Source organism: Aeromonas sobria (genome assembly GCF_000820145.1).
GTDB classification, from domain to species: domain Bacteria; phylum Pseudomonadota; class Gammaproteobacteria; order Enterobacterales; family Aeromonadaceae; genus Aeromonas; species Aeromonas sobria.
Map to the genome: position 1 here is coordinate 328,935 of NZ_CDBW01000016.1, position 13,440 is coordinate 342,374.

At 48.8% G+C, this 13,440-nt stretch carries 14 protein-coding genes; 9 read left to right on the forward strand and 5 right to left on the reverse strand.

All coding sequences use genetic code 11. The features are described 5' to 3' along the window. Positions 1-18 precede the first annotated feature (18 nt). The gene (gene rimO, locus BN1135_RS08410) at positions 19-1,446 is read right to left on the reverse strand and encodes a 30S ribosomal protein S12 methylthiotransferase RimO (RefSeq protein WP_223290110.1); all 1,428 of its coding nucleotides are present in this window, start codon (positions 1,444-1,446) and stop codon (positions 19-21) included. A 599-nt stretch (positions 1,447-2,045) separates the two neighbouring features. Here rimO and kduI point away from each other — a divergent pair. The 3 genes from kduI (at position 2,046) to BN1135_RS08425 (ending at position 4,320) form a co-directional block, all read left to right on the forward strand. Next, complete coding sequence (gene kduI, locus BN1135_RS08415) at positions 2,046-2,882, forward strand: 5-dehydro-4-deoxy-D-glucuronate isomerase (RefSeq protein WP_042020308.1); 837 nt, start codon at positions 2,046-2,048, stop codon at positions 2,880-2,882. Between the two features lie 84 nt (positions 2,883-2,966). Next, on the forward strand, positions 2,967-3,728 hold the full coding sequence (kduD, locus tag BN1135_RS08420) for a 2-dehydro-3-deoxy-D-gluconate 5-dehydrogenase KduD (protein WP_042020310.1): 762 nt from the start codon (positions 2,967-2,969) through the stop codon (positions 3,726-3,728). Positions 3,729-3,795: 67 nt separating this feature from the next. Then, positions 3,796-4,320, forward strand: a complete 525-nt coding sequence (locus BN1135_RS08425) for a YgjV family protein (RefSeq protein ID WP_042020312.1) — start codon at positions 3,796-3,798, stop codon at positions 4,318-4,320. A gap of 73 nt (positions 4,321-4,393) precedes the next feature. On the opposite strand, the gene kdgR is transcribed toward BN1135_RS08425, so the two are convergent. Further along, entirely contained in the window at positions 4,394-5,188 is a 795-nt protein-coding gene (gene kdgR / locus BN1135_RS08430; protein WP_042020313.1) for a DNA-binding transcriptional regulator KdgR, read from the reverse strand. A 249-nt stretch (positions 5,189-5,437) separates the two neighbouring features. Between kdgR and BN1135_RS08435 the strand changes: the two genes are divergently transcribed. The 4 genes from BN1135_RS08435 to kdgT all read left to right on the forward strand — a co-directional run bounded on the left by BN1135_RS08435 (position 5,438) and on the right by kdgT (position 8,668). Further along, entirely contained in the window at positions 5,438-6,397 is a 960-nt protein-coding gene (locus BN1135_RS08435) for a 2-dehydro-3-deoxygluconokinase (protein ID WP_042020314.1), read from the forward strand. After that, positions 6,381-7,001, forward strand: a complete 621-nt coding sequence (locus BN1135_RS08440) for a bifunctional 4-hydroxy-2-oxoglutarate aldolase/2-dehydro-3-deoxy-phosphogluconate aldolase (protein WP_042020316.1) — start codon at positions 6,381-6,383, stop codon at positions 6,999-7,001. The genes BN1135_RS08435 and BN1135_RS08440 overlap by 17 nt, the downstream gene beginning before the upstream one ends. A gap of 135 nt (positions 7,002-7,136) precedes the next feature. Continuing rightward, on the forward strand, positions 7,137-7,610 hold the full coding sequence (locus BN1135_RS08445) for a NanQ anomerase/TabA/YiaL family protein (RefSeq protein WP_042020317.1): 474 nt from the start codon (positions 7,137-7,139) through the stop codon (positions 7,608-7,610). A gap of 62 nt (positions 7,611-7,672) precedes the next feature. Continuing rightward, a complete protein-coding gene (gene kdgT, locus BN1135_RS08450) occupies positions 7,673-8,668 on the forward strand; it encodes a 2-keto-3-deoxygluconate transporter (RefSeq protein WP_042020319.1) in 996 nt (331 codons plus the stop codon). Positions 8,669-8,852: 184 nt separating this feature from the next. On the opposite strand, the gene BN1135_RS21500 is transcribed toward kdgT, so the two are convergent. From BN1135_RS21500 to BN1135_RS21505, 3 genes are all read right to left on the reverse strand, one after another. Continuing rightward, a protein-coding gene (locus tag BN1135_RS21500) for an IS3 family transposase (protein WP_139245052.1) occupies positions 8,853-10,015 on the reverse strand; the annotation gives its coding sequence in 2 pieces (ribosomal slippage) (positions 8,853-9,760 and positions 9,760-10,015; 1,164 coding nt in all). Positions 10,016-10,133: 118 nt separating this feature from the next. Beyond that, positions 10,134-10,787 carry a GGDEF domain-containing protein gene (locus BN1135_RS08465; protein WP_042020323.1) on the reverse strand — a complete coding sequence of 218 codons (654 nt, stop codon included), beginning with the start codon at positions 10,785-10,787 and terminating at the stop codon, positions 10,134-10,136. A 20-nt stretch (positions 10,788-10,807) separates the two neighbouring features. Beyond that, on the reverse strand, positions 10,808-11,566 hold the full coding sequence (locus tag BN1135_RS21505; RefSeq protein ID WP_082186756.1) for a hypothetical protein: 759 nt from the start codon (positions 11,564-11,566) through the stop codon (positions 10,808-10,810). 523 nt (positions 11,567-12,089) lie between these two features. Here BN1135_RS21505 and BN1135_RS08470 point away from each other — a divergent pair. Beyond that, positions 12,090-12,755 carry an EAL domain-containing protein gene (locus tag BN1135_RS08470; RefSeq protein ID WP_042020324.1) on the forward strand — a complete coding sequence of 222 codons (666 nt, stop codon included), beginning with the start codon at positions 12,090-12,092 and terminating at the stop codon, positions 12,753-12,755. 122 nt (positions 12,756-12,877) lie between these two features. Next, on the forward strand, positions 12,878-13,426 hold the full coding sequence (locus BN1135_RS21510) for a winged helix-turn-helix domain-containing protein (protein ID WP_082186757.1): 549 nt from the start codon (positions 12,878-12,880) through the stop codon (positions 13,424-13,426). Positions 13,427-13,440 lie beyond the last annotated feature (14 nt).

Below are 13,440 nucleotides of genomic sequence, written 5' to 3' on the forward strand. Positions count from 1 at the left end.
TTTGATATTTCCAGTGGCTTAACTGATCAGGCTGGCCCACAGGTCATATTCGTCGGATTCGTCGATCCGCACCTTGACCATGTCGCCCGGCTTGAGACTGGTCTCGCCGTTGAGGTAGACCAGACCGTCGATCTCAGGCGCATCGGCGAAGGAGCGGCCAGTGGCGCCCTCTTCGTCCACTTCGTCGATAAGTACCATCATCTCTTTACCGACCCGGCGGGCCAGCTTGCGGATGGAGACCTGCTGTTGCAGCTCCATAAAGCGCTGGAAGCGCTCTTCCTGCACCGCTTCCGGTACCGGATCCGGCAGCTCGTTGGCCAGCGCCCCTTCGACCGGGCTGTATTTGAAGCAGCCGACCCGATCCAGCTCCGCCTTGTCGATGAAGTCCAGCAGCATCTGGAACTCTTCCTCGGTCTCGCCCGGGAAGCCGACGATAAAGGTGGAGCGCAGGGTGATCTGCGGGCAGATCTCGCGCCACTTCTGGATACGCTCCAGGGTGCGCTCGACAGTACCCGGGCGCTTCATCAGTTTCAGGATGCGCGGGCTGGCGTGCTGCAACGGAATATCGAGGTAAGGCAGTACCTTGCCATCGCGCATCAGCGGGATGACGTCATCCACGTGCGGATAGGGGTAGACGTAGTGCAGACGCACCCAGATATCGAGCTTGGCCAGCTCTTCACACAGGGCGACCATGCTGGTCTTGACCGGCATGCCATCGTAAAAACCGGTGCGGTGCTTCACATCGACACCGTAAGCGGAGGTGTCCTGGGAGATCACCAGGATCTCCTTCACGCCCGCCTCTTTCAGGCGCTTAGCTTCCGCCAGTACTTCGCCGATGGGGCGGCTCACCAGATCCCCGCGCATGGAGGGGATGATGCAGAAAGTACAGCGGTGGTTGCAGCCTTCTGAAATCTTCAGATAGGCGTAGTGGCGCGGGGTCAGCTTGACGCCGTGGGCCGGCACCAAGCTGGTAAAGGGGTTGTGCTCCGGCTTGGCCACATATTTGTGGACGTGACCCAGCACCTCCTCGTAGGCGTGGGGGCCAGTGATCTCGAGCACCTTGGGGTGGATCTCGCGGATCTGGTTCTCTTTGGCGCCGAGGCAACCGGTAACAATCACCTTGCCGTTTTCGGCCAACGCTTCACCGATCGCTTCCAGGGACTCTTGCACCGCGCTATCGATAAAGCCGCAGGTGTTGACGACGACCAGCTCGGCATCGTCATAGCTGGGCACCACATCGTACCCTTCGGTACGCAGCTGGGTCAGGATGCGTTCTGAATCGACCAGGTTTTTGGGGCATCCCAAGCTCACAAAACCAATCCTTGGGTGGTGAGACCTAATAATGCGGGAAGTCGCTTGTTGGACAGGTTGGTTGTCCAATGGTTGAGCCTGCGCGGTTGCAGGCGTCAGGCTCTCTGAGCTGGGGTCAAAACGGTTGACGGTCATAGGGGGCGCAGGTCACATCTGTAAAAAAGATGTCGGATTATACCTGATGAGCAGGAAAGAGGAAGAACATGGCTGGGTGTTTTTTAATCTACCTGTCCAGTGACTCATGGGTATTTCTAATATTGGTATGGGGTGCGTTGGGGGGAGGTTGGTGAGTGCCTGATGAACCAGACTGAAAACTCACCACAATGTTGCCTTGTTCTGGCCTGCATTATACGCGTCAACCATAAACAAATGAGCCTATCCGCTAACCGCAGAGTGGGGCTTGTACAACACTCACTCTCTATCATCTTGGTACCCACGAATCACCTGGATGGCACTAAGAACGACTCACTATACAAAGAGAACTCAGCTCAGGGATGACACCTGCACTCTCATCAGCTATTGCCATCCCCATATCGCTATTTACTGACTTGCCCCTGTGGCCCGACAAACAACCGAGGTGTCAACCTCTTGGAATTAGCTCAGAATCACAAAATCAAAACAATGTTTCATTTTTAAATTGATGGCGTTTCCTTTTATTGGTATCGTGCGTTCCACAAAGTAAAGCGTAAGTACGCAGTCATTGATGCCGTAAAGGCCCTGAATTGAGGTTCATTATGCAAATTCGTCAAAGCATCCATAGCGACCATGCCAAGCAACTTGATACTCAGGGCCTGCGCCGTGAGTTTCTGGTTGAGGAGATCTTCACCCCGAACAAGCTGACCATGACCTACAGCCACATCGATCGCATCGTGTTCGGTGGCATGATGCCAGTTAACGGTCCGCTTGGCTTCTCAGACGAGCTAGGTAAGACCTTTGGTGTCAGCTATTTCCTCGAACGTCGCGAGCTTGGGCTTATCAACATCGGTGGCCCCGGTGTGGTTACTGTGGATGGAACCACCTTTGAAGTCGGTAATGCCGAAGCGCTTTACGTGGGACAGGGCGCCAGGGAGCTAAGTTTTGCCAGCGTCGATGCCTCGCAACCGGCCAAGTTTTACTACAACAGTGCTCCGGCCCACATGCATTTCCCGACCCGCAAAGTCACCAAGGAGCAGGCTTCCCCCAGCACCATCGGTGACGCGTCTACCAGCAACCGTCGCACCATCTACAAATACCTGGTGCCGGATGTACTGCCGACCTGTCAATTGGTAATGGGCATGACCCAGCTGGAGGAAGGTAGTTTGTGGAACACCATGCCTTGCCACACTCATGAGCGTCGTATGGAGGTCTACTTCTACTTCAACATGAAAGAGGATGCGGCTGTATTCCACATGATGGGCAAGCCTGACGAGACTCGCCATTTGCTGATCCACAACGAGCAGGCAGTGATCTCGCCAAGTTGGTCCATTCACTCCGGGGTAGGTACCCAGGCTTATACTTTTATCTGGGGCATGGTCGGAGAGAATCAGGTGTTCGGTGACATGGATCATGTTGCCATCGAGGATCTGCGTTAATTCCCTTTATGTCCGGGCCCGCTTCAGACGGCCCGCATCACCACCATCAAGACTGTCACGCAGGGTGGCAGCAGAGGAAACAAGATGATTCTCAATGCATTCGATTTGAAGGGTAAGATTGCCATCGTGACCGGTTGCGATACCGGTCTGGGTCAGGGTATGGCGTTGGGCCTGGCTCAGGCAGGTTGTGACATCGTTGGTGTCAACATCGTCGAGCCTACCGACACCATTGCCAAGGTCGAGGCCATTGGCCGCCAGTTCCTTAGTCTCAAGGCCGATGTCAGCAAGGTTGATACCTTACCAGGACTGGTGGATCAGGCCGTCTCCCGGTTTGGTCGGGTCGACATCCTGGTCAACAACGCTGGCATCATTCGCCGCGAAGATGCCATCAACTTCAGCGAGAAGGACTGGGATGATGTGATGAACATCAACATCAAGAGCGTCTTCTTTATGTCCCAGGCCGTCGCGAAGCAGTTTATCGCTCAGGGCCAGGGCGGCAAGATCATTAATATTGCCTCCATGCTCTCGTATCAGGGCGGGATCAGGGTGCCTTCCTACACCGCCTCCAAGAGCGGCGTGATGGGGATCACTCGCCTGCTGGCCAATGAATGGGCAAGCCAAGGTATCAACGTTAACGCCATTGCTCCCGGTTACATGGCCACCAACAATACGACAGCACTGCGTGCAGATGAGGATCGCAATGCCGCCATTCTGGAACGGATCCCGGCCGGACGTTGGGGTGTACCCGATGACATGATGGGCCCGGCAGTCTTCCTTGCCTCTGCGGCTTCCGACTACATCAATGGTTACACAATCGCTGTGGATGGTGGCTGGTTGGCCCGCTGATCTCTTAAGATGCAACAAGGCGCCAATGGCGCCTTTTTTTGTTCAATCCTGTTACGGAATTTACCCTATGCATCTTGATACCCCTTGGCTGGCCCAGCTCCTTGGGTTGCTGGCTTGCGCTATCGGTGCCACCGCTTTTTTGCAACACCAGGATCAGAAATTGCGGCGGCACCTGACCCTTAATGGGGTACTTTTGGCTCTGCATTTTATGATGCTCGGTGCGACGGTCGCCGCCATAAACTGCCTGCTGTGTGCAGTCCGCACGTGGGTCTCCGGATACCACCGAACGTTAAGCGTCATGTGGACCTTTATTGTGTTGGCTTGGGCGCTGGTGCTTCCTCAGCTGGAACATCCCATGCAATTGCTCACACTTACGGGGACCACGTTGAGTACCTATGCTTTGTTCAGATTGGATGGACTACCACTGCGAGGGTGCATGCTGGCCAGCAGTCTCTGTTGGGTGGTTCACAACCTCTGGGCTGGTTCGATTGGCGGGAGTCTGTTAGAGGGGATGTTCTTCGTCATCAATGGCTACACCATAGTTTCTCTCTACCGGCGCCAAGGTGTAGCGCCGCTCGATCGGGTTCGATAACCGGGAGCATTGAGTGGATGCCAGACTGGGCATCCACTCATATGATGAGGCTAAGGAGCTTAGGCCCTCAGCCTCAGTTCGAGGTAAAGGGGTAGTCGTGGTAGCCAAGCTCCGCCGAAATGCGGGCTGCAGATTCATGTAGCAAGCTAACAAGCTCGGCACGTTTGCTCTCTTCAAAACGTACTATCGGCAGTGACAAAGAGAGCCCGGTGATGATGCGTCCCATCCGGTTGTAGATAGGCACACCGAAGCAACGTAGCCCGTTCTCATTCTCTTCATTGTCTTCCGCATAGCCTTGCTCGCGCACTTGTGCCAGCTCAGCCAACAGGTCATCAATATTGGCCAGGGTATGTCCGGTGAAGCGCTCAAACGTCACTCCGGCCAACATGCTCCGCACCTCTTCTTCTGGTAGCCAAGCCATCATCACCTTGCCAAGCGCGGTGCTGTAGAGTGGGCAGCGGCGACCGATACGGGAGTACATACGCAGATTGTATTCGGAGTCGATCTTGTGCAGATAGACGACACTGTTTTCATCCAGTGCACCTAGGTGCAGCGTTTCTTTGGTCAACTTACCCAAACGGTACATCTGGACATCAGCGATTTGGATCAAATCCTGGTGCTCCAGCGCTCTTCCACCCAGTTCGAAAAGCTTCAGACTAAGGGTGTACTTGTCAGTTTCCCCTTCCTGATTGACATAGCCAAGTGTCTTCATTGTCTGCAAAAAACGATAAACAGTGCTTTTTGACATCATGATCCGCTGGGACAGCTCAGTCACTCCGATATCTTTTTGTTCACTCAAGGCCTGCAAGATACCGAACACTTTCAGTACTGACGAGACCGAATCCGGTGAGTTATCTACCGCTGACATCTATATCCCCTTATAAAATCTATCGTTTCATTATATTTGAAACAAGCGCGCAATCATAGCCAAGGTCGCAGCTACCTTACCTGATTACGGTATCAAACAGAACCATTTAAAACGCTTCTCACGCCGGGCATCCTCCTCAAGCTGAAGAACCTTTGCGTTCCGTCACAATTTAATGAAATGCTGTTTCAATTCATTTGATAGTTTCGTTTCATTAAATAGAATGGACCCATCATAAAAGTGGGAGGACATATGGCTATCAAGGTTGCCGTCATTGGCGAATGCATGATCGAGCTATCGGAGAGCAAGGTGAACATCGTCCGCCATTTCGGTGGAGATACGCTCAACACAGCGGTCTATCTGGCACGAGCCAACACTGAGCTGGCCGTACACTATGTGACCGCAATGGGAACCGATGCCATCAGCAATACCATGTTGCAGCTGTGGCAACAGGAAGGTGTCCATACCGATCTGGTGCAGCGTTTTGCTCACAAACTGCCCGGTCTCTACCTCATTGAAACTGACGAGCACGGCGAGCGGACCTTCCATTACTGGCGCAGCGATGCGGCTGCCCGTTACTGGTTGCAAGGCGATGAAGCGGAGCAGATCTGCCAGCAGTTGCACGAGTTTGACTACATCTATTTGAGTGGCATCAGCCTCGCCATCCTGTCCCAAGCAGACAGGGAAACCCTGCTACAACGTCTTGCCGAGTGTCGCACTGCCGGGGTGAAGATCGCCTTTGACAACAACTACCGGCCACGCCTTTGGGAAAGCAGGGAAGCGGCACAGCAGGCCTATCACGCCATGCTGTCGCTGACTGACCTTGCTTTCCTTACACTCGATGACGAGTACGCCTTGTGGGGAGATAGCCAGGTTGAGCAGACGCTGGCGCGGACTCAGGCCCTCGGCGTCAGTGAAATAGTTGTCAAACGCGGTGCTGGATCCTGCCTCATCGTGCAGGACGAACGGTGCAATGAAGTACCCGCCGTGTCACTGGCACAGACGCAGGTGATAGACACTACGGCGGCTGGTGACTCGTTCAGCGCAGGTTACCTTGCCAAACGACTGGCCAACGCCTCGGTCAACGACTCAGCACACTATGCCCATCGACTGGCGAGCACGGTTATTCAGCATCGCGGCGCCATCATCCCTTTGCTGGCGATGCCAGCCACCACCAATGCGAGTGAGGAATCCCATGTCAGTATTGCTTGAACAACTGTCCAGCCTGAAGATCATCCCCGTCATCGCTATCAAGAATGCCGATGATGCAGTGGCCCTTGGTCAGGCTTTGATGGACAACGGCATGCCGAGCGCGGAAATCACCTTCCGCACTCCCGCTGCGGCCGATGCCATCCGCCAACTGCGCGCAGCCTTCCCCAACATGACCATCGGGGCGGGGACCGTGCTCACTACAGCCCAAGTGGATCAGGCTATAGGAGCAGGGGTGGATTTCATCGTCAGCCCAGGACTCAATCCACGAATCGTTCAGTATTGCCAGGCGCGAGGCGTGCCTATCATCCCAGGGGTCAACAATCCCAGCCTAGTTGAGCAAGCAATGGAGCTTGGCCTGCATACACTCAAGTTCTTCCCGGCAGAGGCATCCGGCGGGCTGGCCATGCTCAAGGCCCTGAGCGCCGTCTACCCCGTCACTTTCATGCCGACCGGCGGTATCAGCCCGAGTAATGTGAAGGATTATCTGGCCCAAGGGACCGTGTTTGCCTGCGGCGGTACCTGGATGGTCCCGGCTGATCTCATCGAGCGACGGGAGTGGGACAAGATTGGCTCGCTTGCACGGGATGCCATGGCGGCACTTTAACTCTCATTCGGGCCCGGCCACCGGGCCCATACCACAGATACGTAACGATAACTCCGATCTGACTCGCTCGATGGACGGCTCTCGCCTGTCTGTACCGACGATCAAGACGGACAACGTGACAAGGAAATCCGGCTCATGATCATCGGTAATATGAATCAACTCGGAATGGCGATGTTACCCACTCCGTTATTGCAGCTTTTACAAAGAGAAGAGTGCTCCCATCAGCATTTACTGACTCAGCAAGATGGAAAATTCGACATAATCGAGAATGACGTTTTTTATCTTATTTCAAACCCAACCACTGCTCCTGAAGACAGCTTAAAGAGTGAATTTCATGATCAGTTTATCGATATTCAAATACTGTTGTGTGGCCAAGAGATAATCGCTACCAGCGCAGCCATTACCTCCCCATATTCATATCAGGAAACCAAGCCTGACTTGATCTTCATTGACCAAGATGAAATTACCAATCGGATACTACTTAGTGCAGGTGATTTCGCCATTTTTTATCCGGGTGAGGTTCATCGTCCGACTTGCCAAGTAAATACATCTGAAAAGATAAAAAAAGCCGTATTCAAGGTCAGCAAAACGTGGTTGGCCAATCAATAAAAACATTAAAAATACAGAGTTGAAATTTTTACGTTATTTCTTTTATCATTATTGAGGTCTATATGAAAATCAAACAGACGTTGGATAAAATTCCGGGGGGGATCATGCTGATCCCGCTGCTTCTGGGCGCAACTCTGAATACATTTGCTCCCGGTACCGCAGAGTATTATGGCGGCTTCACCAAAGGGATTATCACCGGTACAGTGCCAATCTTGGCAGTCTGGTTCTTCTGTATCGGCGCCTCCATCAATCTCAAAGCCACGGGTACCGTGATCCGAAAATCCGGTGTACTGGTAATCACCAAAATAGCGGTAGCCTGGTTGGTTGCAGTACTGGCATCCCAACTGCTACCTGAGCACGGTATTGAGGCCGGTCTGCTCGCGGGATTGTCCACTCTGGCTCTCGTCTCAGCTATGGATATGACTAACGGCGGTCTTTATGCCAGCCTGATGAACCAGTATGGCACCAAGGAAGAGTCCGGCGCGTTCGTGTTAATGTCTATCGAGTCTGGTCCCCTGATGACCATGGTCATCCTTGGTGCAACAGGGCTGGCCTCCTTCCAGGGCCACCATTTTGTTGGGGCGGTCCTACCTTTCCTTATCGGTTTTGCTCTTGGTAATTTGGACTCTGATCTGAAGGAGTTCTTCAGTAAAGCCACCGGTACTCTGATCCCCTTCTTCGGTTTTGCACTGGGCAATACCATCAACTTCTCAGTCATCATAGAGACTGGGTTACTTGGAATTTTGCTTGGCTTGGCAGTAATCGTTATCACCGGGATCCCGCTCATCTTCGCCGACAAGTGGCTGGCTGGTGGCAATGGTACTGCCGGGGTAGCGGCCTCTTCCACCGCCGGGGCTGCCGTCGCCAACCCGATGATCATCGCCCAGATGAACCCGGCGTTTGCACCTGTGGCTCAATCTGCAACCGCGCTGGTTGCAACCTGTGTGATCGTAACGGCTGTGTTGGTTCCTATACTTACAGCTATTTACAGTAAGAAGTTTTCGATTAAGGAAAAAGTCATAATTGACTCGGCGCAAGCAACATCACGCACTGCCTGACATGACGAATTAACAATACTAATTAAAAGTTTCGAATATGTAAGATAGCCCCTGAAAAATATGGTTTCAGGGGTTTGTTTATATGTGAATGAACTTTCTGTTTCGAAATGTTATATCATCAACCTAAATTATAGTATTGGATCCGCAACTTAAGTTTGTACAATTTTTCTGTAATGTGTAGTGGTCAACTAAATCCGGACACTTGGTTAGGCCGTTCTTCGGCTTTTGCTGGCGGTATCCCGTCATTGTGTTGATGTGGAAGCTGCCAGTTGTAGTAATCCATCAGGTAATAACTGATATCCTGCTTTGCTTCCCGTAGCCTCATGTATCCCATCGCAGGGAGCCACTCTGACTTCAGGCTTCTGAACACCCGCTCCATCGGGGCGTTATCCCAACAGTTGCCACGCCGACTCATGCTCTGGGTCATGCGATAGCGCCACAGTCGTTGCCGAAATGCCCGACTGCCATATTGGCTGCCCTGGTCGGAGTGAAACAACACACCGGATGGACAACCCCGCTGCTGATAGGCCATCTCCAGTGCTTTGATGGCCAACTCTGCATCAGGCTTGTCAGACATCGCCCAGCCCACGACTCGGCGGGCATAAAGGTCGAGCACCACCGCCAGGTAATTCCAACGACCACCTGCCCAGACGTAGGTGATATCGCCACACCACACCTGATTGGGTTGTTGGACATCAAATTCACGGGCCAGCAGATTGGGAATATCCGGTCGTTCAGACCGGGCGACCTTATAACGGTGTGCGCCCGGCTGCTTGGATGCCAGCCCGGCTTCCTTCATCAGGTTACGTACTTTGAATCGACCAATCTGATGCCCCAACTCCCGCATCATCGACATCAAGGCGCGGCTGCCTGCCGAGCTTCTGCTCTCTTTGAACAACCGGCGCAACTCGCTGCGTTGCTGTATCCGCTCACGGTTAATCGTTCGCTTGCGAGCCAGATAGTCGTAAAAACAGGATGTTGGAACATCGAAAACGCAGCAGACCAGGGTGATGGGGGCTTGCTCTCTTAATTGGTCTATCAGCGCGTACGTGTGAACTCGTCCGCTATCAAGAGAGCCGTAGCCTTTTTTAGTATGTCCTTTTCACGTTCGAGCCGGTTGATACGGGCTTCCAGCTCCTGGATTTTCTGCTGTTCCGGGGTCAACGCTTTGCTAATAGGGGTGGTACCGGTTCGTTCGGATTGCAGTTGCTGAACCCAGCGGCGCAGTACGGTTTCACCGACATCCAGTGAACGGCTGGCTTCGGTGACAGAATATCCCTGGTCGAGCACCAAGGATGCGGCTTCGAGTTTGAACTCGGCAGTAAATGAGCGACGCAATCTTGTCATTGAACACCTCAGGTCATGGTGGCGACTGTACCACCTAAAATGGTGTCCGGGATGATTAGACCACTACATGGGGATGTCATGCCTTGCTTGAAGAGTTGGGAAACAACGCCGTTTAAAATTAACTGCTGACAGTTTTTAGAAAAGTAAAAATGCTATTGTTAACCATCATTGCAACATTATTTTTTCCATGTTTCTTTATGAAATACAATAGTTCATCTGCATCCTTAACTATTTTTTCCAATGTGACACCCGCAGTTATTCTTACCAAACCACCTGAGAAAGTAATCGGGCGGTTTACTTCTGGTAGAGTTAATGGACACGACAATATTCTTATAAATAAGCTATCAAGTTGCTCTTGCGTCATAGCTCCCTGTATTATAACCAAAAATTCTTCTCCTCCCCATCGTATTGCTATATCACTTTTTCTAAAGTGGCCTTTTAAATTAGAAGCAAATGAAGAGAGAACTTTGTCACCAATATCATGACCTAGACGATCATTTATCTCTTTGAAATTATCTATATCAACTAAACATAAAAATGAATATTTTTGAATGCTAATCGTATTTAGCATCTCTCGCCTTGGAAGTTGTGTTAGATTATCAGTGTAGACATACTTCCTGAACGTTGGCTCAATATACCGCCACAAAAGCATGGCGAACAAATATAAAATAACAACCCATGTAAACGCAGTGCTGCTAAGAATATATAACATAAAATCATTAAGTTGATAGCGCCATGTTATATAAAGTGGATTTCCTGCGATAGTAGTCATTAGCACATGCTCCATGCATATCATAAATAGAGGGCATGAAAATGAATAAAATGAGACGAAACTTTGTGTAGGGTTGTTTTCTTTAAATGGATGTAATTCCCCGGCGAATGCGGTGTCGATATCAACATCGATGCCAATGAGCCCGAATCTGTATTTTTTTCTTTAGTGTCAAAAAAATTAAATGGAAAGTACATCACAAAGATATCCTTTCCAGTCATAGCCTCCTTTTGAACATCAGAAACAAAGGACTCATCACTACTACATAGTTTATTACGTTCAATAAATTCATTGCATTGAAAATAATGCTTCCATGGGGCTATTTCGCGTAGATCTTTTTTCCTTGGCTGAAGACGCTCGAGCAATGAATTTAAGTCTGAAGTTATACCTATGAGTAAGTCATCATTTGTCAAAATATAGAGGTTTAAGACATCGGGATACCTCAAGATATACCTATAAATTGGAAGAGTATCTCTAGAGGCATCAAGGATAGGAACTAAAGCGTACCGTTCTCTACTGCTGAGCTCATACCCATAAACATATGCTATAGCATTAGATGATGTTAAAAACATGTCACTACGCTCACTTGAAAATCTGAAAATAGTTTCCGGGTTTAATAACTTAACCCTTTGCAATTGTACTTCGAATACATTGTCTAATTCAGTTGTTAACAAAACCATGGAGTTTTTAAGTGATTGGTAACTGTAAAGAGCTAGTCCTGATAGAGTCATCACCGTGATGACTATGATGATTCTAATTTTTTTTGATAGTAATTGCTTCATCGCGATTCACCTCTTCTAAATCAGCTTGGCTATGAACATGAACACATGTTTTTATAGGAACTCAAATTTATTAGTAGATATAAGAGATAAGGGAGGTTCATTTAATAATAACTACGCCTTTAATAACTTGTACATTTTTAAACCTAACATATAAGTGATGCATACATGATAAGTATAGATGGTAGATATATGTTTGCTAATTATTATAAGAGATGCGCTCATATTTTTTGATTTTATAGCATTATGGTCTTATTGGTTTTTGTGTATTCATTTGTGTGTGAGCTAAGGCATTTTTTTTCGCTAGATTTACTTGTCGCATCAATGCCGGTGTTAAGTCAAATAAAACAGGATTTAATCATTTTTAATGGGTGCTCATTTGTGGTCGAATCATAAATCACATATGAATCACGCATGAATCACTACTTCCTCGATTCAAACTCGTATGATTTTATGAACAGCAAGAGGTGGGGCACAGTAACCCATTTCACTTACATTTGAATCAACATAAGTAATCGAGGTGGGTATGAGTTACATAGTAAAAGATAGGTTATTCAATTTAAGGCTTGAACCAATTGTATATCTGCGCGATGGTTGTACAGTGGGCTTTGAGGCTTTGTCGAGATTGGCTGAACGTTCTCATCATGGTTCGTTCGACTATGCGAGATTTTTTAGTGATTTGAGTGTTGACGAAAGTATAAATATTATAGAGCGACAGTTAGAAATATATCAGAAGTGGAGTGCCCAGCACCCAGAAATATATGATGAAAAAAGCTTGTTCATAAATGTTTCGCCATTAGTGTTAGAAGATCGCGATGCATGTAATTGTTTTATTCCATTCTTAAGATACTTCAACATAGCTATTGAAGTTGATAATCATATTAGCATGATGTCAGAACGGGCCAAGAAAAATATTGCAGTTTTGAAAAGTTATGGAATGCAAATATGGGTTGATGATTTTGATGGGTGTGGGAATATTAATGATTCATTCTGGAACGGCGTTAAAATCGATCGTTGGGCATTCCAAGATAACTTCAAGTTAGCATCCTCAGGTAATCGTGGAAGCAACTACAGTGATGTAATGCATGTAGGGCCTTTAGTAATTGAAGGTATTGAAAATGAGGACCATCTTGAGTATGCGCTTAGTATTGGTGCTCGTTATGGTCAAGGTTACCTATGGGCGGCGCACTAAAGTTTTACCCTAACTTATTGATTTTTTTGATTAATTTTTTATTTGATAATTATTTTTTATGAGTTTACCGCGGTAGGTTATTTACACAAACTGGTTGCGAGTTGAACAGTTTGGAGTTGAATATGATGTGGGTTATCGAGCGCAGTTGTGGGAATGTATATTTTAGTAATGAGCGTGTTGGTCAGCTTGGCTCTAGTGAAGTAGTGGTACTTGAATACCTAATAGACAATTTGGGACAGCTCAAAGAAAAAGGTGAGTTACTAGATTTTGCGTGGCCGCAAAAAATAGTCTCTCCAAATTCGTTGACAGTAGCAATCAAGAATATCAGAAAAGTATTTTCCGTAAGGAAATGTGCTCTTGAAATACGAACCCACCATGGAAAAGGATACTCACTACATGGTGATGTTAGTGAAGTAACTATTGTAGATGAGTTTGCATCGGTATCTATTGAGCAAGTTGAGACTGAAAGAAGCGATGCTGTTTCTGGCCTAACAGATACCACCTCTATAGCAAGAGTAGAAAATGAGAAAAAAATATATAATTTTATCCCAATTGCAGTATTAACTCAAAAAGTAATTATTGCTGTTCTTGGGGGGCGTCTTTATTTATGTCATCTCTTATTTGGGGGTATGACAAGAAAATTTACTGCGAAGATTTATATAGTGGCGTGACTGTTTGTGGAACA